This window comes from Janthinobacterium sp. NKUCC08_JDC (assembly GCF_019345575.1).
Taxonomy (GTDB): Bacteria; Pseudomonadota; Gammaproteobacteria; order Burkholderiales; family Burkholderiaceae_D; genus Janthinobacterium; species Janthinobacterium aestuarii.
Genome location: NZ_JAHKQW010000002.1, coordinates 478,435 through 502,969, shown reverse-complemented (window position 1 = coordinate 502,969; position 24,535 = coordinate 478,435). Strand labels below are relative to the sequence as shown.

The window sequence follows — 24,535 nt, the reverse complement described above, 5'->3', positions numbered from 1 at the left end:
CCACGGCGCACAGCGCCCGCGGACAGGGTCAGATAAGCCCGGAAGGCGCCGATATTACCTCAGCTTGGCCTCACAGGTAAGCAGAATTGATCTAAAACAAATCCTGCTGGCCCGACACGAGGCGCGAAAAATCGTCGCCGAGGAACGGCAGGATCGCGTCGGCCACCGGCTGCAGCTGGCGCGTCAGGTAATGGTGGTAGTCGATGGGCGAGCGCTGCGTTTCCAGCGGTTCCGGCCCCGCCACCGTGATCACATAGCTGATCCAGCCGCCGTTCTGGTACTGCAGCGGCCGGCCCTGCGCCAGGTTATAGGCGTCGGCCGTGCGCGCCGCGCGCACGTGGGGCGGCACGTTGCGCTGGTAATCGTCGAGCGGACGGCGCAATCGCTTGCGGTAGACCAGCAAGGCGTCGAACTCGCCGTGCACGGTGCGCGCCACGTAGTCGCGCACATAGTCCTGGTAGGCGGCGCGCTGGAAGATGCGCCGGTACAAATCCTGCTGGAATTGCTGCGCCAGCGGCGTCCAGTCGCTGCGAACGGTTTCCAGGCCCTTGTAGACCATGTCCTCGCTGCCATCGGGTTTGCCGACCAGGCCCGCATAGCGCTTCTTGCTGCCTTCTTCCGAGCCGCGGATGGTGGGCATCAGGAAACGCCGGTAATGCGTCTCGAATTCGAGTTCCAGCGCATTCTCGAGGCCGAACTCTTCGCGCAGATAGGTATTCCACCAGGCATTCACATGCGCCACCAGGGCGCGGCCGATCTTGCCCGCCTCTTCATCCGTATGCGCCGTTTTCAGCCACACGAAGGTGGAATCCGTGTCGCCGTAGATCACTTGATAGCCCTGCTCGGTGATCAGCTCGCGCGTGCGGTGCATGATGTCGTGGCCGCGCAGGGTGATCGACGACGCCAGGCGCGGGTCGAAAAAGCGGCAGCCGCTCGAGCCCAGCACGCCATAGAACGCGTTCATGATGATTTTTAACGCTTGCGACAGCGGTGCATTGCGCTCGCGCTTGGCCGTTTCGCGCCCCTGCCACACCTGCTTCACGATGGCCGGCAAGCAATGTTTGATGCGTGAAAACTGCGCGCCCCGGTAGCCGGGCACGGTATCGGCCTCGTCGCCGCCCGTGCCCACCACCAGGCCCACGGGATCGATGAGGAAGGTGCGGATGATGGACGGATACAGGCTTTTGTAGTCGAGCACGAGCACGGAATCGTACAGGCCCGACTGGGAATCCATGACGAAGCCGCCCGGGCTGTTTTCGCCGGAGACGTCGCCCAGGTTGGGCGCCACGTAACCCTGCCGGTGCATCAGCGGCAAGTACAAATGTTCGAAGGCGGCCACGGAGCCGCCGCTGCGGTCGGCCGCCAGGCCCGTCACGCTGGCCCGTTCCAGCAAGAAGGTCAGCAGCTCGGTCTTGGCGAAGATGCGCGTGACCAGTTCGCAATCCTTGAGGTTGTAGCGGGCCAGCGCCGGTTTGTCTTCTCGGAAACGCCGGTCGATCTCGGCCATGCGCTGGTAGGGATTGTCGATGGACTTGCCTTCGCCCAGGAGCGTCTGCGCCACGTTTTCCAGGCTGAACGAGGAAAAATTCCATGTCGCCGATTTCAAGGCTTCGATGCCGTCGATGATCAGACGCCCCGCCGCGGCCGCAAAATAGTGTTCCTGCTTGCCGCCGTGTTCGCGCCATTCCATGACGGCGCCGCCGCGTCCCAGCTTCAACGGTACCTGGTAGCGCTCGGCGTGTTGGCGCAGTACGCGCAAGTCGAATTGCACCAGGTTCCAGCCGATGATGGCGTCCGGGTCGTGGCGCTCCATCCAGGTGTTCAGGCGTTCGAGGATCTGTGCGCGCGTGTCGCAGTATTCGAGGTCGAAGTCCAAGGCGTCATCGCCGCCGTTTGGCGGCCCCAGCATGTAGACCTGGCGCTGGCCGCAGCCTTCCAGGGCCAGCGAATACAGCTCGCCATGGGCCGTCGTCTCGATATCGAGCGACACCAGTTTTAATGTGGGGCGGTAGCCGGGCGCCGGTTTCAGCTGTACTTCCGTTTCTCCACTGAATGATACCGGTGCCGTGATGAAACGCTCCATCAGGTAGCGCTCGGGCGGGCGGATGTCGGCTTCGTACACGTCGACGCCTTGCGCGCGCAGCTGCTTTTCCAGCTTCAGCAAATGCCGGTATTGCTTGCAGTACAGACCCAGCACGGGGCGGTGGTGAAAATCGCACAGCGACAGGGGACGCAGCTCCGCATGGCGCTCGCCGCGCAGCAGCTGTTGCGCCTGTTCCTGCTGCTCCATGGGAAGGAAGGCGACGGCCGTCTGCACGGGCAGGCGCACGTGGCGGGGCCCGGCATCCGTTGCCAGCCAGAAATCGACTTCCGTGCCGGCGCTGGTATCGCGCCAGTGGCGGGTCAGGATGAAGCCCTGTTCGGGCGTGTGCTCGGTGTTGCCTGTCATGGTGCCGTGAGTGTCGGATGTGCTGGCCTGCACATTACAGCAAGCTGACGCAGGGCGGGGGCGGTTGCGGCTATAATTTTCTGCATCGAAGACGATAACAAGAGCGCGCCGCGCCACCCACCCCGGAGACAGCATGCAAGCAATCAGTTATGTACACGGCGCCCACGAGACGCCGTTGATCGGTGCTACCATCGGCGCCTACCTGGACGGCATTGCCGCCCGCTACGGCCAGCATGACGCCCTCATCGTGGCGCACCAGAACGTGCGCTGGACCTATCTTGAGTTCCAGCAGCGCGTGCATCGGCTGGCCGCCGGCTTGCTGAAACTGGGCTTGCAACCGGGTGACCGGGTCGGCATCTGGTCGCAGAACTGCGCCGAATGGGTATTGACCCAGTTTGCCACGGCGAAAGCCGGCTTGATTATGGTCAACATCAACCCCGCCTACCGGCGCTCGGAACTCGAATACGTGCTCGACAAGGTGCAATGCAGCGCGCTGATCCTGTCGCCCAGCTTCAAGTCCAGCGACTATCTGGCCATCGTGCAAGACGTGGTGCCGGACATCGCCCGTTCGCGGGCCGGCGCGCTGCAGTCGCCACGCCTGCCGCAATTGCGCCACGTCATCCGCCTGGGCGCGGCGGCCACGCCGGGCATGCACAACTTCGACACCTTGATGGACGGCATTATGGATGCCGACTTGGCGCACCTGGAAGAAGTGAGCGCTGGCTTGCAGTTTGACGACGCCGTCAACATTCAGTTCACGTCCGGTACGACAGGCGCGCCGAAAGGCGCCACCTTGACGCACCACAATATCCTGAACAACGGCTTTTTCATTGGCGAAGCCATGCGCCTCACTGAACGGGACCGGTTGTGCATTCCCGTGCCCCTGTACCACTGCTTCGGCATGGTGCTGGGCAACTTGGCCTGCGTCACGCATGGCGCAGCCATGGTGTTTCCCGGCGAAGGCTTCGATCCGAAAGCCGTGCTGGAAACCGTGCAAGCCGAGCGCTGCACGGGCTTGCACGGCGTGCCGACGATGTTCATCGCCATCCTCGACCATCCCGACTTCAAGCAATACGATCTGTCGAACTTGCGCACCGGCATCATGGCCGGCTCGCCGTGCCCGATGGAAGTCATGACGCGGGTCATCGAATTGATGCACATGGCGGAGATCACGATTGCCTATGGCATGACGGAAACGTCGCCCGTCAGCTTCCAGACGTCGATCGACGATCCGCGCGAAATGCGCGTGTCGTCCATCGGCCGTGTCCACCCGCACCTGGAAGTGAAAATCATCGATGCGGAAGGCCGGATCGTGCCGCGCGGCGAAAAGGGCGAATTGCTCACGCGCGGCTATTCCGTGATGCAGGGCTACTGGGGCGACCCTGAAAAAACCAGCGAAGCCATCGACGCGGCGCGCTGGATGCACACGGGCGACCTGGCCGTGATCGATGACAACGGCTTTTGCAGCATCGTCGGGCGCTCGAAGGATATGGTGATACGCGGCGGCGAAAACATCTACCCGCGCGAAGTCGAGGAATTCCTGTACCGCCACCCGAGCGTGCTCGACGTGCAATGCGTGGGCGTACCCGATGCCAAGTATGGCGAAGAGTTATGCGCCTGCATCATCTTGCGGCCCGGCACGCAGGCCACCAGCGACGACATCCGCGCCTTTTGCGATGGGCAGATCGCCTATTACAAGATTCCCCGCTACGTGCGTTTCGTCGAGGAATTTCCCATGACGGTGACGGGCAAGATCCAGAAATATGTCTTGCGTAAGCAGGTGGCGACGGATCTGGGTTTGAGCACGGAATAGGGTTTTCGCCCAGCTCATAAAAAAACACCGGGACGCTCGCGCGGCCCGGTGTTTTGCATTGATTCAGCGTAAAGCTCAGGCCATCGCGGCTTGCGGTGCGCGCGCTGGCGTACGGCGGCGCATGAAGGCCAGCAAGCCCAGGCCGGCCAGCAGCATGGCGTAGGTGCCTGGTTCCGGCACGGCCGACACGTTGACCGTGTTGAAGCCGGCGCCGTTCATCGCCACGTGGCCATAATTGATCGAGCTGACGGAATTGGCGATCAGGGTGCCGTTCATGTCGCCCGAACCCGAGAACGCGCTGTTCGGCGCCAGGATGCTGCCGTTGATGCCGACGTTCTGCAGGTTGGTGGTGGTGGCGTTGGCGAAGTTGAACAGCGTGCGGTTGGCGAAGCTGGCGAAATTGTCGAAGCCGCCGCTCAGGGTGATGTTGCTGGCCGTGCCGTTGATGATGATGCTGGCCGTGCTTTTCAGCGAGGACAAGTCCAGGGTCAGGTTATGCAGGTTCGACGCATCGATGTTGAAAATGTTCACATCGGCGTTGACGTTGCCCACCAGGGTCATGTTGCCGTATTGCGAGATCACGGTGCCGTTCGACTGCAACTTGGCCACGTCGCCCGACAGGGTCGTCAATTGTTGCTTGGCGCCCGCGAAGTCCAGGGTGGACGCGTTGCCTTTGCTGATGTTGTTGGTTGGGAACCATTGTGGCGCCGTCAGCGTGGCGTTGGGGTTGCTGACGCCGTACACGGCCGAACCGCCGAGCGTGCCCCAGCCAGTGTTCAGGTTGCCGCCAGCAACGACGGAATTGACCGCGCTGCCTGGCTTTTTGTTCGTGCCAACGTTGTAGTTGTCCAGGTAGATATTGCCGCCAGCGGCAATGCTGCCACCGACGCTGGTAAAGCCGCTGGCGCCGCTGCTGCCGATGTTGCCGAAGATGAAGGCCGAGTAGCCATTGGCGACGCCAAGGTCAACCACGGTGGCCTGGGCCGACGCGCTGAAGGAGAAAGCGAACAGGGCGGCGCTGATGAGCGGCAAGGTGCGGGTAGCAAATAATTTCATGGACAATCTCATAGTAAATTGGGGACGATTAGGGCGGGAAAGCAAGACACCGCCATCGCGCAGTCCGCTATTATAATATAAAAAACAATTCTAGTTCAATTTAGGTAATTAACTATATTTTAAGGCAACACTTTTCCTACGGGCAGCAATTGTCTGGCGGACATAAAAAAACCGGGCTGGCCCGGTTTTTTTTTACTGCTTACTTGACGCGCTGGTACAGGCGGAAACGTTCCACGTCATCCGTGGGGCGGCGCCCTTCCCATAGCTTGATCCAGTCCGCGCCGTGATGTTCTGGCAGTTGTTCCTTGTTGTCGGGAACCTTGATGCTGTCTTGCAACAAGAACACATCGCATTGCTGCTGCCCTACGCTGGCAAACGGCAGGTGGCCGAAGTAGGCGAACGAGGCGCGCTGGGCGGCGCCGACGTTGCTGTTGATGCACTTGCTGCCTGGCGGCAGGTGGACGGAAATCTGGTGCGCCACGCTGGCGTAGCTCTTGCTGTAGTTCAGCGGCGGCAGGAACAAGGTCATGATCAGCACCCAGATCAGGATCAGGCCGCCGGACGACAGCACCACGGCGCGCCACAGCACGGCCGGCTGGCGCGAGATGCGCCAGTGCACGAGCGCCACCCAGCCCGCGCTGGCGCAGGCGGCGACAAAGAAGGCCAGCAAGTCCAGCTCGGGCTTGAAGCCTGGCATGAGTTTCAGGGCGTTATGCGACAGTTTCGGCGGCCAGCCCGTCAGGATGGCGAACCAGAACAGCCACAGCGCGAGGGCGCAGATGGTCAGCACCATCACGGAGAACCAGTCGATGGCGTTGATGGCGCCCCGTTTCATGGTCAGCAGGCCGAACGCGGCCATCACGGCCAGCGGCGGCAGCAGCGGCAGCAGCTGGCTCGGGTCCGGATCGGGATGGCACAGGCCCAGTATGGCCAGCATGGCGACAAAGGTCAGCGGCACGACGATGTGCAGCACGTGGTGCTGGCGGCGCCAGGCATACACGGCCCAGGCGGCGAACGGCCAGGCGGGCCAGAAGAACCAGATGCCGACACGCAAGAAGTACTGGAGGCTTTTCAGGCTCGGGGCGCTGAACTGGCGGCAATTCCATTCCATCCATGCCTGCAGCGGCGAATGGCCGTACGGACGCAGCCATTCGCCCGGCAGCAGCCAGACGAGGGTCAGCGCGGCGCCGATCACGATGGCCAGCGCCAGGTGGCGCACGCTGCGCAGCAGCGGCAGGCGCAGGAAGACGGTGCACAGCAGCAAGGCGATGCTCAGCGCCGCCGGCGTGATCCAGCCGCGCGCAAGGGTCAGGCCGCCCAGCGCCAGGCCCAGCAGGGCCGCATTGCGCACGGACGGGCCTTCCACGTAGCGCACGGCGCGGTACAGCAGATAGGCCATCAGGGACACGTACAGCGCTTCGGCCGTGATGTCGTGGCTGTGCTGCAGCAGACCCAGGCAGCCCAGATAGATGAGGACGGCGGCATCGGCCAGGGTGCGGCCGAAGTCGTCCGGCTCGGGCTGGCCGCCGAAGGCCAGGCGCAGCGGCTGGGCGTCGTTGCGGCGGCCCAGGTTGAAGGCCGTGTACCAGACGGACAGGGTGCTGACGACAAAGATGCCGATGGTCGACATGCGCGCGCCGAAGACGTCGCCGTCGATCCAGCCGAACAGCTTGATGAAGATGGCGCCCAGCCAGAAGGCCAGCGGGCCTTCATCGGGCAGCGACAGGCCGGCGATGTTGGGCCACAGCCAGTCGTTCAGGCCGCCATGCGCCATGGTCCACATGATGCCGAAACTGGCGGCGTCATCGTTCTTCCACGGTTCGCGGCCGATCAGGCCAGGCAGGATGTACAGCAGGCCAAGTGCAAACAAGGCCCATCGTGGCAGCGCGAGTGTGGCAGCGGCGGGAAGGCGGACTGGCTTCATCGATAGTTGTATCAGAATAGTGGCAAGACGCGACGAATGGCGTCGGGTATGCGCGAGTATAAAGTAAAGCGGCCAAAGACAAAAAAGGCAGCCGTGGCTGCCTTTTCTCTGGGAGCCGAAGCTGCCCTTTTTTGCCGCAAAGCGGCAAAAATTAGCCTGCTGCGACTGCGGTTTTCGAACCAACCGAACCGAACTTCTGACGGAATTTCTCGACGCGACCAGCGGTATCGACGATTTTGTGCTTGCCCGTGAAGAATGGGTGCGATTCAGCCGAAACCTCGATCTTCACCAGTGGGTATTCTTTACCGTCGTGGGTGATTTTTTCGCGGGTTTGGATGGTCGAGCGGGTAACGAATTTGAAATCGCACGACAGATCGTGGAAAACAACTTCGCGGTATTCTGGATGGGTATCGACTTTCATGGGATTCTCTCTAAGTAGGTAGCCAAACAGCACTTCGTCGGTCGTCTTGCTTCTTGACCCGATTGCCGATCACTTGCCAGGGTTTAAAATAATGCAACCGTCGATTATATAGCGCTTTCGGGCCGGCGGCAATAAAAAAGCCGCCCGAAGGCGGCTTTGCATGATCGCGTGTGCTTACGCGGGGCGCAACGTAGGTCGGATTAGCGCGCGAGCGCGTAATCCGACAACACCACCGCCTTCGCCAACAATGTTGTCGGATTACGGCCCTGCGGGCCTAATCCGACCTACGATACATGACAGGCGAATTTACCCGCCCCGGCGCATCATGTCGAAGAACTCGGCGTTGTTTTTCGTCGCCTTCATCTTGTCCAGAATGAACTCCATCGCCTCGATCTCGTCCATCGAGTACAGCAACTTGCGCAGGATCCAGATTTTTTGCAGTTCGTTCGGCTTGATCAGCAGTTCTTCGCGGCGGGTACCCGATTTGTTCAGGTTGATTGCCGGGTAGACGCGTTTTTCGGCCAGACGGCGTTCCAGATGCACTTCCATGTTGCCGGTACCCTTGAATTCTTCAAAGATCACGTCATCCATGCGCGAACCCGTTTCGATCAGCGCCGTGGCGATGATGGTCAGCGAGCCGCCTTCTTCGATATTGCGCGCGGCGCCGAAGAAGCGTTTTGGACGTTGCAGCGCGTTCGCGTCGACACCACCGGTCAGGACCTTGCCCGAGGCAGGGATGACGGTGTTGTAGGCACGGGCCAGACGGGTGATCGAGTCGAGCAGGATGACCACGTCTTTTTTCATTTCGACCAGGCGCTTGGCTTTTTCCAGCACCATCTCGGCCACTTGCACGTGGCGCGTGGCCGGCTCGTCGAAGGTCGAGGCGACGACTTCGCCGCGCACGGAGCGTTGCATTTCGGTCACTTCTTCCGGACGTTCGTCGATCAGCAGCACGATCAGCGTGATGTCCGGGTGATTGGCCGTGATCGCATGCGCGATGTGCTGCAGGATCACGGATTTACCGGATTTCGGCGACGCCACCAGCAAGCCGCGCTGGCCTTTGCCGATCGGGGCGATCAGGTCGATGATGCGGCCGGTGATGTTTTCCTGGCCATTCATTTCACGTTCCAGGCGCAGCGGCTCGTTCGGGTGCAGCGGCGTCAGGTTTTCAAACAGGATGCGGTGTTTCGACATCTCCGGCGATTCGCCGTTGACCTTGTCGACTTTGACCAATGCGAAATAGCGTTCGCCATCTTTCGGGGTCCGTACCTCGCCTTCGATCGAATCGCCGGTGTGCAGATTGAAGCGGCGGATTTGCGAAGGGGAGATGTAAATGTCGTCGGTGGACGCCATGTAGCTGGCGTCGGGCGAGCGCAGGAAGCCGAAGCCGTCAGGCAGCACTTCCAGGGCGCCATCGCCAAAAATCTGTTCGCCGGACTTGGCGCGTTTTTTCAGGATAGCGAACATCAGCTCCTGTTTGCGCAAGCGGGCTGCGTTGTCAATGTCAAGACCGATCGCCATCTCAAGCAGGGCGGATACGTGTAGGGCCTTTAGTTCGGATAAATGCATATGTGTTGAGTGTCCCGAGACGGGATGTAAAGGTAGGGGAGGGGACTGCGTGGCGTTGATTAATTATTGGGGAAGGCTGTGCACGAATGAGGGCAAAGCCGCTTCCCGGTTGTTCAGTCAGGCGGCGCTGCGGGCGCAGCGCTGCCCATCATACATTAAATGTTGCTGTCGACGAAAGCGGTCAACTGGCCCTTGGCCATGGCGCCTACTTTTTGAGCAGCTGCAACACCATCCTTGAACAGGATCAGGGTCGGGATGCCGCGGATGCCGAACTTGGCAGGCACTGCCTGGTTGGCGTCCACGTCCATCTTGGCGATCTGGATGCGGCCGGCGTATTCCTTGGCCACTTCTTCCAGGATCGGAGCGATGGCCTTGCAGGGACCGCACCATTCTGCCCAGAAGTCGACCAGTACTGGCAACTCGGATTGCAGGACGTCTGCTTCAAAAGATGCATCGCTAATGTGTTTGATATTTTCGCTCATATTTTCCTCAAATGAGGGTGGGATCAATAATGCCTGGAATTAACCATACGCTGGTTCGCCATCCATGCTTCCTGGAATGCAATGAGAAGATGGGGACAATGGGCACGAATTCAATGTTCTTGGAAGGTGCGACCAGAGGTATGCAGGCGGGGATGGCTGAAATAATAACCCATTTTTTCAAAGCGTGGCGATTATTGCAGAAAAACTTGAGGCATATCGCCAGCATATCGCTTCCGCAAGCGCCTGCAGGGCGGCAAAGCCGCATGCCTGCTGGCCTGCAGCGCCGTGCCCGCCCCTCCGGCCAGGCCTTGAGATCAGGCTTGCGCGTTGGCTTGACGCGCCGTGTGTTGCAATTGCAAGTTCACCATCAGCTGCAATTCCGCGCTTTCCATCGGCTTGCGGAAGGTGCCCAATATATGCAGGCCGTTGGCCATGGCCAGGCGTTCTGCCGCCAGGCGCACGGCCGAATGCAGGCCCGACAGCAGGACCACACCGCCGCGGAAGCCGTTTTCAGCCGCCATGCGCAAGAATTCGATGCCGTCGATATCGGGCATCGACAGGTCGCAGATCAGCAGGTCGGGCTGGTGCTGCTTCAGGGTCGACAGCGCCTGTTCGCTGTGCGACTCGCAGCGGATGTCGAACGGGCCCATCTGCTCGAGCATGTCGCTGAGCACGTCGAGCATGAAAACGTCGTCGTCCAGCAGCAGCACGCGCAACGGTGCCAGGCCTGCTTCATTGTGCTCCTGGCTTGCTTGGTTTGATACAGTGTTCATCGTCATGTCTTTCTGTTGATATGCATCGCTGTCGATGCCGATACCTTGCCATAGCGTAATTTGGCGGTAGCTAATCGTCATTGGCAAAGCTGGTGTTATTCATGATTTGTTCGGTAATCTGTTCCAGCAGGGGCCACAGGCGCGCGACGATGCGCCGTGCCCGCTCCGCCTCGTCGGCCGGTTCGCCCGGTGCCAGGGTTTCCAGGTTGTGGCACAGTTCTGCCAATCCCAGGGCGCCCACGGTGCGCGCCGACGACTTGATGCGGTGCCCCAGTTCGCGCACCTGGTGCACGTCGCCGCGCGCCAGGGCCGCATCGATGTCGCCAAAGCCATCCTGCGTCGTCTGCAGGAACTTGAAGGCGAACTTGCGCACCTTTTCCGGGTTGTAGCCCAGCAACTTGGCCAGGATGGACAGGTCGATCACTTGCGGGTCGCCGGCCAGGGTGGTCTTGAAGGCGGGCGCGGCGCGGCTGCGCGCCGGTGGCGGCGGCGTCTCGCGGGCCGGCAGCCAGCTGGCGATGGTCTGGTACATCATGGCCGGCTGGATGGGCTTGGAAATGAAATCGTCCATGCCCGCGTCCAGGCAGCGCACGCGGTCTTCGCTGGTGGCCGTGGCCGTCATGGCCAGCACGCGCAAATGCGCCAGCTGCGGGTCGGCGCGGATGTGGCGCGTCGCTTGCAAGCCATCCATCAGCGGCATCTGCACGTCCATCAGCACGCAGTCGAACTGCGTCTGGCGCAGCAAATCGAGCGCTTCTTCGCCATTGTTGGCCAGGCAGACGGAAGCGCCCGCTTCTTCCAGCAATTCCAGCGCCACTTGCTGGTTGAACGTATTGTCTTCCACCAGCAGGATGCGCGCATGCTTGAGCGTGCGCATCACCAGGGCCGCGTCGGCGCTGGCGCGCATGGCCGCCGCCGTCTGCACCATGCTGTCGAGCATGGCCGGTGCCGCCTGGTCGGAAATGCCCAGGTTGGCCGTGAACCAGAAGGTGCTGCCGGCGCCGGGGCGGCTATCGACGCCGACATCGCCGCCCATCAGCTGCGCTAGCTGCTTGCAGATGGCCAGGCCCAGACCCGTGCCGCCATATTCGCGCGTGGTGGACGTGTCGGCTTGCTGGAAGGACTGGAAAAGCTTGCTCATTTCATCTTGCGACAGGCCGATGCCGTGGTCGCACACTTCAAAGCGCACCAGGCAGTGCTTCGCGTCCGCCACGACCTTGCGCACTTTCACGGTAATGCTGCCCTGTTCGCTGAACTTGATGGCGTTATTGGCGTAGTTGATCAGCACTTGCCCCAGGCGCAACGGGTCGCCCACGAGCACGGCTGGCAATTGCGGGTCGATTTCGAACAGCAGTTCCAGGTTCTTGCCGGCGGCGCGCGGCGCCACCACCGTCATCAGGGTTTGCACGACGTGGTCGAAACTGAAGTTGACGCGCTCGATCTCCAGCTTGCCCGCCTCGATTTTCGAGATGTCGAGGATGTCGTCTATGATGCCCAGCAAGTGTTCTCCGGCAAAACGGATTTTTTCCAGGTAGTCGCGCTGGCGCGGTTCCAGATCCGTTTTGAGGGCCAGATACGCCATGCCGATCACGCCATTCATCGGCGTGCGGATTTCATGACTCATGTTGGCCAGGAATTGTCCCTTTGCCAGGCTCGCTTCCTCGGCCACCTGCTTGGCCTGGTCGAGCTGTTCGGTACGCTGCGCCACGCGCTCTTCCAGATGTTCATTGAGTTCGCGCAAGGCGCTTTCGCTGCGCTTGTGATACGTGATGTCCGTCAGGCTGGCCACCACCATGCCCACCTTGCCGTATTCATCGCGGATGGCCTCGGTATTTACGGACAACCACGACAGGCTGCCGTCCGGCTGCTGCACGCCCATCAGCACGTCGCGCATGGCGACACCCGTCGACAGGGTAATGTGCACGGGATGGCTGCGCTGGTCGAAGGGGGAACCGTCCTCGTGGATGGCTTGCCACAGGGTGTTGCCGGCAGGACTGGCCGCCAGCATGCGCTCGGCGGCGGCGTTGCTTTCCAGGATGTGGCCGTGGCTGTCCTGCACCACCAGGCCATTCGTCACGGCGCCAAACACGGACGCCATGCGCTGGCTCGAGTTCGACAGCGCGATCGACGCCTGGCGCCGTTCCGTGATGTCGGTGATCATCGCCAGGGTGCCGCCCGGCTCGCCGTTGTCCGACTGGATGCTGGTGCTCGACAGCAAGCCCCACAGGCTGGACTGATCCTTGCGGAAGAAGCGGAAATCGACCTGGTCCGGCTGACTGGCGAAGCTGCCGTGGCTGGCCAGGCGGCGCTGCATCAGCAGCTGGCTGTCGCGGTCCATGAAGTCGAGCAGGGGACGGCCCAGCATTTCCTGCACCGTGTAGCCGAGCATGTGCGCCATCTTCGGGTTGACGAAGGTGGTCTTGCCGTCCGCACCCGTCATCCAGATGCCTTCGGCGGCCGTCTGCACGATCAGGCGGTAGCGTTCCGAACTCGCGTGCAGCGCTTCCTCGGCGCGTTGCCGCTGCGTCATGTCGCGCAGCGAGACGATGGAAAACACCTGGCCGGCCATGCGCAGCGGCGACAGGCTGACCTTGGCAGGAAAATGCGTGCCGTCGCGGCGGCGCGCCATCATTACCCGGCCCGGCAGGCTGTGCCGCGCTTGCGGGTCGCCCACGGAATGGCTGGCCGTGCTTTCCGGTACCAATTGCTCCAGCGACATACCCGTCAATTCGGCCAGCGGATAGCCGAAGCAGCGCGCGCCGATCTGGTTGGCGTAATGCACCTTACCCTCGACGTCGGCCACCAGCATGGCTTCGGGCGCCGCTTCCAGCATCGAGCGCATGCGCGATTGCTCGTCCTGCTTGCGTTCGCTGATATCGCAGATGATGCCGCTGGCCTGCGTGGCGGCGCCATCCGAAGCGCGTGTCAGCACAGCGCCGCGCGCCAGCAGCCAGCGCCAGTGGCCGTCGCTGTGGCGCAAACGGAATTCGCAATTGAAGGTGCCGGGCGCCTGGCCGTCCAGATGCTGGCGAAATGCCAGGCTCAGGCGCGCGCGGTCGTCGCGGTGCACTTCGGCCAGCCACTCGTCCAGTGTATGGTCGAGCTTGGCGCTCTTGTCGCCCAGCACGTCCTGGTACTGGGGCGCGAACTGCAGCCGCCCGGACTGGCGCCGCCAGGTCCAGCCAGCCAGGGCCGCACCGCGCAAGGCTTGCCCCGCATCCTGTTCCGCCAGGGCATGCGCGGGCAAGAGCAGGCGGCGCAACTGTTGCCGCAGCCGCCATGCTTGCCAACAAGCCACTCCCGCCAGGGCGGTGGCGCTGGCGGCAGCGTACGGCCACAGCACTGTTGGCGCCATGCCGTGTACCGCCGCCTGCACCGGCAACGAAAGCGCCATGCCTGCTGCCAGCATCGTATGAGCGAGCCGGTGCAGCGCAGGGCGCCGGGGGCGTGATGCGCTGAAACTCGTGTGGCTGCAATACGACAAATGCATCCCTTTCTGGGGCATGATGGAACTGGGCTGACAGTGCATGATGCGCGCTCAAATAAACGCCTGCGGCGCTTTCTGGCGGCAACTATAGCATCGAATATTTGCTCGCAGTAGTTAAGTTCTGAAACAGCCAAAACGGGATTTTTTTTGCCCCGGAATGGCTGTTTTTTTTGCGGTTTGGTGAGAATCTGAGAGAAAGTTGGCGCGAAATCGTGCTACGGAATGGCGTTGTATGACCTCAGGTAAAACTGCCGGCGAACTGATATCGGTGTCCGGGATGCCACATGGTGGCGATCGAGGCGATCTTGCCGCCCGAGCGCGTCTGGCGGCGCAGCACCAGGCATGGCTGTTTCGTGTCGATGGCCAGCATTTCGGCGATGTCGCGCGGCGCCGACAGCGCTTCGATGCTGTAGGTGGCGCCTTGCAGGGGCGCGGCCGCCATCAGGTATTCGTTCGGCGTGATGCTGGAAAAATCCTGTGTCATGTAATCGGGCGCGCACTCGGGATTGACCCAGCGGTCTTCCACCTGGATCGGTACGCCGTTTTCAAAATGCACGATCAGCGAGTGGAACAGCGGGTGCTCGGGCAACAGGCCGAATTGCTTGGCCAGCAAGTCGGACGCCTTGGTGCGTTCCAGCAACTGCAAGCTGCTGCGGTGGATATGTCCACGCGCGCGCACTTCATCGGCGATACTCTTGATTTCCAACAAGGTCGCCTGGTATTTTTGCTGCGCCACATAGGTGCCGGAACCCTGGCGCCGCGTCAGCACCTGTTCGCTCGTCAGTTCGCGCACGGCGCGATTGACCGTCATGCGCGAGACGCCGAATTGTTTTACCAGTGCTTGCTCGGATGGAATCACGTCGCCTTCCTTCCAGCGTCCGGCGGCGATACCGGCCAGCAGAAAATCCTTGATGCGCTGGAAAATGGGCGTATTTTCTTGTGTATTGTGATCGTCCAATGCGGTTTCTCCGGGGCGCGGGCAGGGCACGCCGCCGGCTGGAGGCGCGATGGCCGATTTTAGCACCGAGCACGATGCCTGCCGCCAGCCTTTTTTTGAATTCAAAAGCAAGCGCCGGAGTGTGGCGCGCGCGGGTGCTGGCTATGCTGGTGACTTGGAGACTATCCCAGTAGGAGATGTATTCATCTACTGGGATAGGCTCTTAATATTGACTTGCACGGAGTTCGCCATGGAACACGCTTACCTGACTGACGATGAACGCTGGGATGCCCTGCAGCGGCGCGCGCTTGATGCCGACGGCGTCTTTTATTACTCGGTACGCACGACGGGCGTGTATTGCCGGCCTTCCTGCGCCGCGCGTCCCGCCTTGCGCCGCAACGTGGCTTTCCACGCCAGTTGCGAACAAGCGGAGGCGGCCGGCTTTCGCCCCTGTTTGCGCTGCAAGCCGAATTTGCCGCCGCTGGCCCAGCGCCAGGCGGCCATCGTGGCCGACATCTGCCGTTTGATCGACGCCAGCGACGAGCTGCCCGATCTGGACAGCCTGGCACAGGCCGCCGGCATGAGCCGCTTTCACTTCCACCGCGTCTTCAAGGCGCACACGGGCATCACGCCGAAAGCGTATGCGGCGGCGCGGCGCGGCGAGCGCCTCAAGGCCGGCTTGCAGGGCGAAGCGAACGTCACGGAAACCTTGTATGCGGCCGGCTTCAATTCCAGCGGCCGCCTGTATGCGGCCACGCCCGGTTTGCTGGGCATGACGCCGGGCGCCTTTCGCGCTGGCGGCAGCGGCGCCGTGATCCGCTTTGCCATCGGCGCCTGCTCGCTGGGCGCCATCCTCGTGGCCAGCACGGACAAGGGCATTTGCGCCATCCTTATCGATGACGATCCGGAAGTGCTGCTGCGCGACTTGCAGGACCGCTTCCCGCAAGCCGAGCTGCGCGGCGCGGAAGCCGACTATGAACAGACGGTGGCGCAGGTGGTCGGCCTGGTCGAGGCGCCAGCTATCGGCCTGGACTTGCCGCTCGACGTGCGCGGCACCGTGTTTCAGCAGCGCGTCTGGCAAGCCTTGCGCGAGATTCCCGCCGGCAGCACGGTCAGCTATGCCGAGCTGGCCCGCCGCATCGGCGCCCCGCAAGGCGCGCGCGCCGTGGCCGGTGCCTGCGCCGCGAATGCGCTGGCCGTCGCCATCCCCTGCCACCGGGTGGTGCGCAACGATGGCGCCTTGTCCGGCTACCGCTGGGGCCTGGAGCGCAAGCAGGCATTGCTCGAGCGCGAGGGCGAGCGGTGAGGGCGCTCGATTGGCAGCGGATCGAAGATGAGCTGAATGCGCATGGCTGCGCCGTCGTGCCGGGCTTGCTCGATCCCGCGCAGTGCGCGGCGCTGGCGGCACAGTACGACGACGCGTCGCGCTTTCGCAGCAAGGTCGTGATGCAGCGCCATGGCTTTGGACAGGGCGAGTACCAGTATTGGGCGCATCCGCTGCCGGACGTGGTGGCCGCCTTGCGCACGGGCTTGTATTCCCCCTTGGCGGCGATTGCCAACCGCTGGCACGCCGCCCTGGGCATCGGGACGCGCTTTCCATCCAGCCACGCCGATTTCCTCGCGCGCTGCCATGCGGCCGGACAAACCCTGCCCACGCCTCTGCTGCTGCGCTACCGCGAAGGCGATTACAACTGTTTGCACCAGGACTTGTATGGCGAGCACGTGTTTCCGCTGCAACTGGCCGTGCTGCTGTCGCGCCCGCAAGACGATTTCACAGGCGGCGAGTTCGTGCTGACGGAGCAGCGCCCGCGCATGCAGTCGCGCGCCGAAGTGGTGCCGCTGGCGCAGGGCGACGCCGTCCTCTTTCCCGTCGCGCTGCGCCCCGTGAACGGCACGCGGGGCACCTACCGCGTCAACATGCGCCACGGCGTGTCGCGCCTGCGTTCGGGCTTGCGCCACACCCTGGGCATCATTTTCCATGATGCGAGCTGAGCAGTACGTGTGATCCTTGAGTTTCCAGGATTACATGGCATGATGGCTACTCCTTGTCACTCTTTCATTTCCGCCATGTCCGCGTTGCTCCGCCTGTTGTGCCTGTTGACCATTTTCCTGCTGCCCTCAGCCCATGCGGACGATGGCGTGCCCGCGCTCGTTGCGGAGGCCGGGACCGTCGTGGCGCCGTCGCAAGCCGCAGCCAGGACGGCGCCGCTGATGTTTGCCAACCGCAAGGTATTCGTCTTCCGCGCCGCGCTGGCCGGCTATCCGCCCGATGAGCGGGCCATCGGAGCGCAGCGCCGTCTGGAAAGCGTGCTGGCGAAAAACGGCCCGTTGCAGGCGAGCACGCGCATGATTCCCGAAGGCACGCAAGTGCTGCTCGATGGCGTGCAGCTGTTCGTCGTCGTGCCCGGCGACGTCAACCTGCTGGCGGGCGACACCACGGAAAGCGTGGCGAAAGCGGCGGCCGGCGAACTGAGCAAGGCTGTGTTTGACTACCGCGAGCAGAGCAGCTGGCGCTACCTGGCGATCGCCGCCGCCGTGTGCGCGGCCGCCACCCTCGTATTCTGGCTCGTGTGGATGGGCTTGACGCGCTTCTATCGCTGGGCCAAGCGCCGCAGCGGCATCCTGCTGGCCTCGCGCCTGCGCGACGTGCGCCTGAAAAACGTGCGCGTGCTCGATGCCGAACACTACATCGCCTTTGCGTATCAACTGCTGAGCGCCGTGCTGTGGGGCTTGCGCCTGATGGCCACGTATCTGTGGGCCGCCTTCGTGCTGGGCCGCTTGCCCTACACGCGCTCCTGGGGCGAAAGCCTGAGCGGCTATCTGTTCGACGTGGCCGCCGACGTCTTCCACGCCATCATTGGCGCCTTGCCGGGGCTGGTGCTGGTCTGCGTGATCTTTGCCATCGCGCGCCTGATCGCCGCCACGGCCGCCTCGCTGTTCAAGCGCGTGGAAAGCGGCGAACTGCAAATCGGCTGGCTGGACAAGGACACGGCCCTGCCGACGCGCCGCATCGCCAGCGTGGTGATCTGGCTGTTCGCGCTGGCCATGGCGTATCCATATCTGCCCGGCTCGCACACGGCGGCCTTCCAGGGCCTGTCCGTGCTGGTCGGCCTGATGGTGTCGATCGGCGCGTCGAGCATCGTGGGGCAGGGCGCCAGCGGCCTGATCCTGATGTACACGCGCGCCCTGCGCAAGGGTGAATATGTGCGCGTGGGCGACAGCGAAGGCACGGTGGTCGATGTGGGCATGTTCGAGACGCGCCTGCGCACGGGCCTGGGCGAAGAGGTCGCCTTGCCGAACGCGTGGGTGATGTCGCAAACGACAAAGAACTATTCGCGCGCCCAGCCCGGCGGCGGCTTCGTGCTCGACTCCACCGTCACCATCGGCTATGCCACGCCGTGGCGGCAAGTGCACGCCATGCTGGAACTGGCGGCCTCGCGCACGCCGGAACTGTCCACTTCGCCAAAACCGTACGTGATGCAACTGGCCCTGCAAGACTATTATGTGCAATACCGCCTTGTCGCCTACGCCAGCGCCGAAGTCCCCCGCCAGCGCGCCGAAGTGCTGAACCGCTTGCACCAGAACATCATCGACGTCTTCAACGAATTCGACGTGCAGATCACCTCGCCGCACTACATCGATGATCCGAAAGAATCGCAGGTGGTGCCGCCGGAGGAATGGTTCAGGGCGCCGGCGCAAAAGCCGGAGGACGGGGCCAGGTAAGGTCGCGTGACATGGTGCTCGGCCATGGTGCTCCACATGAAATACCAGTGCAGGCCTGTGGTGATATTGGCCAGGCGCAAGGCCTGCGCGCTTGCGCTAAGATGCCGGGCGTTTCCAAAAAAAGAAAGAGAACCATGTCCAGCCCATTTTCCGCCGAAACCTCCCGCACCGCCCGCAGCCTGGCCGCCGCCCTGATCGGCGACCCTTTCTACCGCACCGTCACGGTGGCGTGCGGCGAGGACGAAGCGGCGCGGCTGGCGATGCTGGAAGCGTACTTCGCGCTGGCGCTGGCCGAGGGGGAGCAGGCGGGCCGTGTAGACCTGGCTGGCGATGTGTGCAATGAGGTCGGCAATGGTGCCGCGATCTGGACGACGGACACGCCTACGGCCCTGCGCCAGGCCGCGTATGCGCAGCGCGAAGCAGCGTTGCGCGCGCTGCTGGGGGAGTGCGGCTTCGCGCATTTCACTGCCATCGTCGAGAATATGGAACACGCGCTGGCGCCGCATGGTCTGCAGGATGCGTGGTATCTGTCGATCGCCGGCATCGATCCCGCCGCACAGGGCCGGGGACTGGGCGCATCCGTGCTGGCGCCTGGCCTGGCGGCCGTCGATGCGGCCGGTGCCGCGTGCTTCCTGGAGACGTACAACGAACGCAGCCTGCCGTTCTACGCCCGTCTGGGCTTCGTGGTGGCGGGGCGGTATGAGGAAGCCGTCACGGGCTGCGGTTACTGGCTGATGGTACGGGAACCTCACGCTGCCTGATTGACCATTTTGCCAATTTCTATACACTCGTCTTTTCATTCAAGACTTGGAGATGAAAATGCCGATCCCGCGCCGTACCTTGCTCGTTCTCGCCTGCCTGGGCGCCCTGACCCACGTTTACGCCCACGCCGATACCGTCATCGATAACGCCAACGGCTACACGCTCGATGCACATGGCAAGGTGGTGCGCTTCACGGCGCTGGCCTTTGACGATGCGGGCAAGCTGCTCGCCGTCGGCAGCGCCGCGCAGGTGAAACGCAAGGCGGCCAAGGGCGCGACCCACGTCGACGTGCAGGGAAAAACCGTGCTGCCTGGCCTGATCGACGCACATGGCCACGTGTTCGGCCTGGGGACGATTGCCAGCGGCGTCATGCTGTACGGTTCCGCGTCGCTGCCGGCCGCCGTGCAGGCCGTGGGCGACTTCGCGCGCACACATCCGGAACGCAGCTGGGTCGTCGGCAATGGCTGGAATCAGGAAATATGGAAGCTGGGGCGCTTCCCCACGGCGGCGGAACTTGATGCGGCGGAAAGCGCGCGGCCCGTGTGGCTGCGCAGGGTCGATGGTCACGCGGGCTGGGCCAACAGCCGTGCGCTGGCACTGGCCGGCATCACGCGCGATACGCCGGATCCGGCGGGCGGCAAGATCGAACGCGATGCACAGGGCAACGCCACCGGCGTTCTGGTCGACAGTGCCATGGACTTGATGGATGCCGTACTGCCCAAGCCGGGCGACGTGGAAAACCGTGCCGCCCTCGATGGCGCGCTGGCGCAGCTGTCGCGAGTGGGCCTGACCAGCGTGCACGATGCGGGCATCGGCCAGATGCAGGACCGGCTGTTCCGCGATTATGCGGACCACGGCAAGCTGACGGTGCGCGTGTACGGCATGATTGCCGACACGACGGAAGACTTCGACGCGCTGGCGAAAAATGGTCCCTTGACCAGCTATGCGCGCGATATGTACGCCTTGCGCGCCGTGAAACTGCTGTCCGATGGCGCCCTGGGCAGCCGCGGCGCTGCCTTGCTGGCGCCGTACAGCGACGATCCCTCTACCAGCGGCCTGCTGTTCTACCCGGACGCCGCCATGCGCGCGAAGATGGAAAAAGCCATGCGCGCCGGCTACCAGGTGAACGTGCACGCCATCGGCGACGCGGGCAACCATCAAATCCTCGACGGCTATGCAGCCTTGACCGCGCAATACCGCAGCGTGGGCCTGCGCCACCGCATGGAGCACGCGCAGGTGGTGCAGTTGAGCGACATCCCCCGTTTCAAGGCGCTGGGCATCGTGCCGTCGATGCAGCCGACGCACGCCACGTCCGACCAGAACATGGCGGAGCAGCGCGTGGGCCACGAGCGCATCAAGGGCGCGTATGCGTGGCGCACCTTCCTCAAACAGGGTTCGCGCATCGCCTGCGGATCGGACTTCCCCATCGAGTCGCCGAACCCGTTCGAGGGCATCCACGCGGCCGTCACGCGGCAAAACAGCGAAGGAGTTCCGGCTGGCGGCTGGTATCCGCAGCAAGCGATGACGGTGACGGAAGCGCTGCGCTGCTTCACCTTGGACGCGGCCTGGGCGGCGCACCAGGAAAAGGTCATCGGCACCCTGGAAGCGGGCAAATGGGCCGATTTCATCGTCGTCGACCAGGACCTGTTCACCGTGGCGCCAACCGCGATTGGCAAGATGCAGGTGCTGCAGACGTGGGTGGCGGGCAAGCGCGTGTACGAGAAAAAATAAAGGCTGGGGTCTGACCCCAAAGAAAACCTGTTGACTTGGTTGTATAGACAACCTATGCTGGAAGTACCAGAGCGGACCACGCATGTCCGCTCGCACCCTACGAGGAGACAGCATGAACAGCACAATGGACACCGATCCACGCTTTGATGCCAGCCGTACCATCCGCGCCCCGCGCGGCACGGTCATGGCTTGCAAGAGTTGGCAGGCCGAGGCGGCCTACCGCATGTTGCAAAACAACCTGGACCCGGAAGTGGCGGAAAATCCGCAGCACCTGGTCGTCTACGGCGGCATCGGCCGCGCGGCCCGCAACTGGGCCTGTTTCGATCAGATCCTCGCCTCCTTGCGCGAACTGGAAGACGACCAGACCTTGCTGATCCAGTCCGGCAAGCCGGTGGGCGTGTTCCAGACCCACGCGGATGCGCCGCGCGTGCTGATCGCGAACTCCAACCTGGTGCCGAAATGGGCAAACTGGGAACACTTCAACGAACTCGATCGGCAAGGCCTGTTCATGTACGGCCAGATGACGGCCGGCAGCTGGATCTACATCGGCACGCAGGGCATCGTGCAAGGCACGTATGAAACCTTCGCCGAAGCGGGCCGCCAGCATTTCGGCGGCGACTGGGGCGGGCGCTGGATCCTGACGGCGGGCCTGGGCGGCATGGGCGGCGCGCAGCCGCTGGCCGCCACCATGGCGGGCGCCGTCTCGCTCAATATCGAATGTCAGCAAAGCAGCATCGACTTCCGTCTGCGCACGCGCTACCTGGACAAGCAGGCGGCCAGCCTGGACGAAGCGCTGGAACTGGTCAAATATCATACCGAACGCAAGGAAGCGATCTCCATTGGCCTCTTGGGCAACGCGGCCGAAGTGCTGCCGGAACTGGTGCGCCGCGCGAAAGCGGGCGGCCTGGTACCGGACCTGGTGACGGACCAGACGTCCGCGCATGACCTGGTCAACGGCTATCTGCCGCGCGGCTGGAGCGTGTCGGACTGGAAGGCGGCGCAGCAGGATCCGCAGCGCCACGCGCGCCTGACGGTGGCGGCCGCCGATTCCTGCGCCGCCCACGTGCAAGCGATGCTCGATTTCCACGCCATGGGCGTGCACACTGTCGACTATGGCAACAACATCCGCCAGGTGGCGTTCGACCAGGGCGTGCAGAACGCCTTCGACTTCCCCGGCTTCGTGCCCGCCTACATCCGCCCGCAATTTTGCGAAGGGCGCGGGCCGTTCCGCTGGGTGGCGCTGTCGGGCGACCCGGAAGACATCTATAAAACGGATGCGAAGATCAAGGAGCTGTTCCCGCACCACAAGCAGGTGCACCACTGGCTGGACATGGCGCGCGAGCGCATCGCCTTCCAGGGCCTGCCGGCGCGCATCTGCTGGCTGGGACTGGGCGAGCGCCACATCGCCGGCCTGGCCTTCAACGAGATGGTGCGCACGGGCGAGCTGAAGGCCCCCATCGTCATCGGCCGCGACCACCTCGATACGGGCTCCGTCGCCAGCCCGAACCGCGAGACGGAAAGCATGAAGGACGGCACGGACGCCGTTTCCGACTGGCCGCTGCTCAACGCCATGCTCAACACGGCCGGCGGCGCCACCTGGGTCTCGCTGCACCATGGCGGCGGCGTGGGAATGGGGTATTCTCAGCATGCGGGCATGGTCATCGTGGCCGACGGCACGGAAAGCGCGGCGAAACGCCTGGCCAGGGTGCTGGTCAACGACAGCGGTTCGGGCGTGATGCGCCATGCCGATGCCGGCTACGAAACAGCGGCCGCCTGCGCCAAGCGCAACAATCTGAACCTGCCGATGCTTAATACGAAGTGAAAGCAAACATGACACAGCACTCCAAAAGTTGGACCCTGAAACCGGGCGCGATGACCCTGGGCGACCTGCGCGCCGTGTGGGCCGCCCCCGCGAAACTGATTCTCGCCGCCGAAGCCTATCCCGTCATCGAGGCGTCGGCCGCCGCCGTGCAAGCCATCGTCGCCAAGGGCGATGCGGCGTATGGCATCAACACGGGCTTCGGCTTGCTGGCCAAGACGCGCATCCCCGATGAAAAACTCGAGCAATTGCAGCGCAACCTGATCCTGTCGCACTCCGTTGGCACGGGCGAACTGCTGTCGGACGCCGTCGTGCGCCTGATCATGCTGATGAAGATCGGCAGCCTGGCGCGCGGCTATTCCGGCGTGCGCCCGCTGATCGTCGACACCCTGATCGCCCTGTACAACGCGGGCATCATGCCGGCCATTCCCGCCAAGGGTTCCGTCGGCGCCTCGGGCGACCTGGCGCCGCTGTCGCACATGACCCTGGCCATGCTGGGCGTGGGTGAGGTGCGCGTCAACGGTGAATTGATGGCGGCGCCCGAAGCGCTGGCGCAGGCCGGCATCGCACCCGTCGTGCTGGCGGCAAAAGAGGGCCTGGCGCTGATCAACGGTACGCAGGTGTCGAACGCGCTGGCGCTGCATGGCTTGTTCATGGCCGAGCGCCTGCTGGAAGCGGCCATGGTCACGGGCGCACTGTCGCTCGATGCGGCCAAGGGCAGCGACTCGCCTTTCGACGCGCGTGTGCATGCCGTGCGCGGGCAGCCGGGGCAGATCCTGGCCGCGCAGATGTACCGCCAACTGGTGGCGCACAGCGCCATCCGCGCCTCGCACCTGGAAGGCGACGAGCGCGTGCAGGATCCGTACAGCCTGCGCTGCCAGCCGCAAGTCATGGGCGCCTGCCTGGACCTGATCGGTAACGTCGGCCGCACCCTGCTGATCGAAGCCAATGCCGTCACGGACAATCCGCTGATCTTCCAGGATGGCCCGAACGGGCAGGCGGAGATCGTCTCGGGCGGGAATTTCCACGCCGAGCCGGTGGCCTTTGCGGCCGACACGCTGGCGCTGGCGATTGCTGAAATCGGCGCGCTGGCTGAGCGCCGCATCGCGCTGCTGATCGACGCCACGCTTTCCGGCTTGCCGCCGTTTCTCGTGCGCGACCCGGGCGTCAATTCCGGCTTCATGATCGCCCACGTGACGGCTGCCGCGCTGGCGTCGGAAAACAAGTCGCTCGCCCATCCGGCCAGCGTCGACAGCCTGCCCACTTCCGCCAACCAGGAAGACCATGTGAGCATGGCCACGTTCGCCGGGCGCCGCCTGGACGACATGGCGCACAACACGGCCGTCATCGTCGGCATCGAGCTGCTGGCCGCCGCCCAGGGCATCGATTTCCACCGTCCGCTGAAAACCTCGCCGCACCTCGAACATGTACACCAGCAGCTGCGCCAGAAAGTGCCGTTCTTCGACGCCGACCGCTTCTTCGCGCCCGATATCGAAGCGGCCAAGCAGATGGTGCTGCAGGGTGAGTTGAGCAGCAAGTGCAAGAATTTGTTCGCCCCGCTGTACGCCTGAGCGGGCGCAAGGAGACAA

The 24,535-nt window shown here is 63.4% G+C and carries 17 protein-coding genes; 8 read left to right on the top strand and 9 right to left on the bottom strand.

The features are described from left to right. Nucleotides 1-91: 91 nt before the first annotated feature. Nucleotides 92-2,449 (bottom strand): DNA polymerase II, encoded by a 2,358-nt coding sequence (locus KO538_RS08265; RefSeq protein ID WP_219328004.1) that lies wholly within the window; start codon nucleotides 2,447-2,449, stop codon nucleotides 92-94. A 133-nt stretch (nucleotides 2,450-2,582) separates the two neighbouring features. On the opposite strand from KO538_RS08265, the gene KO538_RS08260 reads away from it, so the two are divergent. Next, nucleotides 2,583-4,262: an AMP-binding protein gene (locus tag KO538_RS08260; protein WP_219328003.1), complete on the top strand. Its 1,680-nt coding sequence runs from the start codon at nucleotides 2,583-2,585 to the stop codon at nucleotides 4,260-4,262. Nucleotides 4,263-4,337: 75 nt separating this feature from the next. Here the strand turns inward: KO538_RS08260 and KO538_RS08255 are convergent, their stop codons facing one another. The 8 genes from KO538_RS08255 to hutC form a co-directional block, all read right to left on the bottom strand. Beyond that, nucleotides 4,338-5,318 carry a choice-of-anchor A family protein gene (locus tag KO538_RS08255; protein ID WP_034746239.1) on the bottom strand — a complete coding sequence of 327 codons (981 nt, stop codon included), beginning with the start codon at nucleotides 5,316-5,318 and terminating at the stop codon, nucleotides 4,338-4,340. Nucleotides 5,319-5,517: 199 nt separating this feature from the next. Further along, the gene (locus KO538_RS08250; RefSeq protein ID WP_034746242.1) at nucleotides 5,518-7,242 is read right to left on the bottom strand and encodes a glycosyltransferase family 39 protein; all 1,725 of its coding nucleotides are present in this window, start codon (nucleotides 7,240-7,242) and stop codon (nucleotides 5,518-5,520) included. A gap of 151 nt (nucleotides 7,243-7,393) precedes the next feature. Continuing rightward, the gene (locus KO538_RS08245) at nucleotides 7,394-7,663 is read right to left on the bottom strand and encodes a type B 50S ribosomal protein L31 (protein WP_034746247.1); all 270 of its coding nucleotides are present in this window, start codon (nucleotides 7,661-7,663) and stop codon (nucleotides 7,394-7,396) included. A 306-nt stretch (nucleotides 7,664-7,969) separates the two neighbouring features. After that, nucleotides 7,970-9,232 carry a transcription termination factor Rho gene (gene rho / locus KO538_RS08240; protein ID WP_034746249.1) on the bottom strand — a complete coding sequence of 421 codons (1,263 nt, stop codon included), beginning with the start codon at nucleotides 9,230-9,232 and terminating at the stop codon, nucleotides 7,970-7,972. Between the two features lie 155 nt (nucleotides 9,233-9,387). Continuing rightward, nucleotides 9,388-9,714, bottom strand: coding sequence for a thioredoxin TrxA (gene trxA, locus KO538_RS08235; protein ID WP_034746251.1), 327 nt, complete (start codon nucleotides 9,712-9,714; stop codon nucleotides 9,388-9,390). A 314-nt stretch (nucleotides 9,715-10,028) separates the two neighbouring features. Beyond that, complete coding sequence (locus KO538_RS08230; RefSeq protein ID WP_051990864.1) at nucleotides 10,029-10,487, bottom strand: response regulator; 459 nt, start codon at nucleotides 10,485-10,487, stop codon at nucleotides 10,029-10,031. A gap of 70 nt (nucleotides 10,488-10,557) precedes the next feature. After that, nucleotides 10,558-13,881 carry a PAS domain S-box protein gene (locus KO538_RS08225; RefSeq protein ID WP_219328002.1) on the bottom strand — a complete coding sequence of 1,108 codons (3,324 nt, stop codon included), beginning with the start codon at nucleotides 13,879-13,881 and terminating at the stop codon, nucleotides 10,558-10,560. Between the two features lie 331 nt (nucleotides 13,882-14,212). Beyond that, entirely contained in the window at nucleotides 14,213-14,932 is a 720-nt protein-coding gene (hutC, locus tag KO538_RS08220; RefSeq protein WP_070301100.1) for a histidine utilization repressor, read from the bottom strand. A 229-nt stretch (nucleotides 14,933-15,161) separates the two neighbouring features. Between hutC and ada the strand changes: the two genes are divergently transcribed. The 7 genes from ada (at nucleotide 15,162) to hutH (ending at nucleotide 24,517) form a co-directional block, all read left to right on the top strand. Then, nucleotides 15,162-16,217 (top strand): bifunctional DNA-binding transcriptional regulator/O6-methylguanine-DNA methyltransferase Ada, encoded by a 1,056-nt coding sequence (gene ada, locus KO538_RS08215; RefSeq protein WP_219328001.1) that lies wholly within the window; start codon nucleotides 15,162-15,164, stop codon nucleotides 16,215-16,217. Then, nucleotides 16,214-16,903 (top strand): 2OG-Fe(II) oxygenase, encoded by a 690-nt coding sequence (locus KO538_RS08210; RefSeq protein ID WP_219328000.1) that lies wholly within the window; start codon nucleotides 16,214-16,216, stop codon nucleotides 16,901-16,903. The genes ada and KO538_RS08210 overlap by 4 nt, the downstream gene beginning before the upstream one ends. Nucleotides 16,904-16,978: 75 nt before the next feature. Beyond that, on the top strand, nucleotides 16,979-18,634 hold the full coding sequence (locus KO538_RS08205) for a mechanosensitive ion channel family protein (RefSeq protein WP_219327999.1): 1,656 nt from the start codon (nucleotides 16,979-16,981) through the stop codon (nucleotides 18,632-18,634). A 134-nt stretch (nucleotides 18,635-18,768) separates the two neighbouring features. Continuing rightward, complete coding sequence (locus KO538_RS08200) at nucleotides 18,769-19,395, top strand: N-acetyltransferase (protein ID WP_219327998.1); 627 nt, start codon at nucleotides 18,769-18,771, stop codon at nucleotides 19,393-19,395. Between the two features lie 52 nt (nucleotides 19,396-19,447). After that, a complete protein-coding gene (locus KO538_RS08195; RefSeq protein ID WP_219327997.1) occupies nucleotides 19,448-21,127 on the top strand; it encodes an amidohydrolase in 1,680 nt (559 codons plus the stop codon). Nucleotides 21,128-21,239: 112 nt separating this feature from the next. Continuing rightward, nucleotides 21,240-22,949, top strand: a complete 1,710-nt coding sequence (gene hutU, locus KO538_RS08190; protein ID WP_034746271.1) for a urocanate hydratase — start codon at nucleotides 21,240-21,242, stop codon at nucleotides 22,947-22,949. Nucleotides 22,950-22,957: 8 nt separating this feature from the next. Then, nucleotides 22,958-24,517: a histidine ammonia-lyase gene (hutH, locus tag KO538_RS08185; RefSeq protein WP_219327996.1), complete on the top strand. Its 1,560-nt coding sequence runs from the start codon at nucleotides 22,958-22,960 to the stop codon at nucleotides 24,515-24,517. The last annotated feature ends 18 nt before the right edge of the window (nucleotides 24,518-24,535 follow it).

Bases quoted from the DNA above. Each gene is read 5' to 3' on its own strand.
- KO538_RS08265 (WP_219328004.1), bottom strand. From the start codon at position 2,449: ATGACAGGCAACACCGAGCACACGCCCGAACAGGGCTTCATCCTGACC.
- KO538_RS08260 (WP_219328003.1), top strand. From the start codon at position 2,583: ATGCAAGCAATCAGTTATGTACACGGCGCCCACGAGACGCCGTTGATC.
- KO538_RS08255 (WP_034746239.1), bottom strand. From the start codon at position 5,318: ATGAAATTATTTGCTACCCGCACCTTGCCGCTCATCAGCGCCGCCCTG.
- KO538_RS08250 (WP_034746242.1), bottom strand. From the start codon at position 7,242: ATGAAGCCAGTCCGCCTTCCCGCCGCTGCCACACTCGCGCTGCCACGA.
- KO538_RS08245 (WP_034746247.1), bottom strand. From the start codon at position 7,663: ATGAAAGTCGATACCCATCCAGAATACCGCGAAGTTGTTTTCCACGAT.
- rho (WP_034746249.1), bottom strand. From the start codon at position 9,232: ATGCATTTATCCGAACTAAAGGCCCTACACGTATCCGCCCTGCTTGAG.
- trxA (WP_034746251.1), bottom strand. From the start codon at position 9,714: ATGAGCGAAAATATCAAACACATTAGCGATGCATCTTTTGAAGCAGAC.
- KO538_RS08230 (WP_051990864.1), bottom strand. From the start codon at position 10,487: ATGAACACTGTATCAAACCAAGCAAGCCAGGAGCACAATGAAGCAGGC.
- KO538_RS08225 (WP_219328002.1), bottom strand. From the start codon at position 13,881: ATGGCGCTTTCGTTGCCGGTGCAGGCGGCGGTACACGGCATGGCGCCA.
- ada (WP_219328001.1), top strand. From the start codon at position 15,162: ATGGAACACGCTTACCTGACTGACGATGAACGCTGGGATGCCCTGCAG.
- KO538_RS08205 (WP_219327999.1), top strand. From the start codon at position 16,979: ATGTCCGCGTTGCTCCGCCTGTTGTGCCTGTTGACCATTTTCCTGCTG.
- KO538_RS08200 (WP_219327998.1), top strand. From the start codon at position 18,769: ATGTCCAGCCCATTTTCCGCCGAAACCTCCCGCACCGCCCGCAGCCTG.
- KO538_RS08195 (WP_219327997.1), top strand. From the start codon at position 19,448: ATGAAAATGCCGATCCCGCGCCGTACCTTGCTCGTTCTCGCCTGCCTG.
- hutU (WP_034746271.1), top strand. From the start codon at position 21,240: ATGAACAGCACAATGGACACCGATCCACGCTTTGATGCCAGCCGTACC.
- hutH (WP_219327996.1), top strand. From the start codon at position 22,958: ATGACACAGCACTCCAAAAGTTGGACCCTGAAACCGGGCGCGATGACC.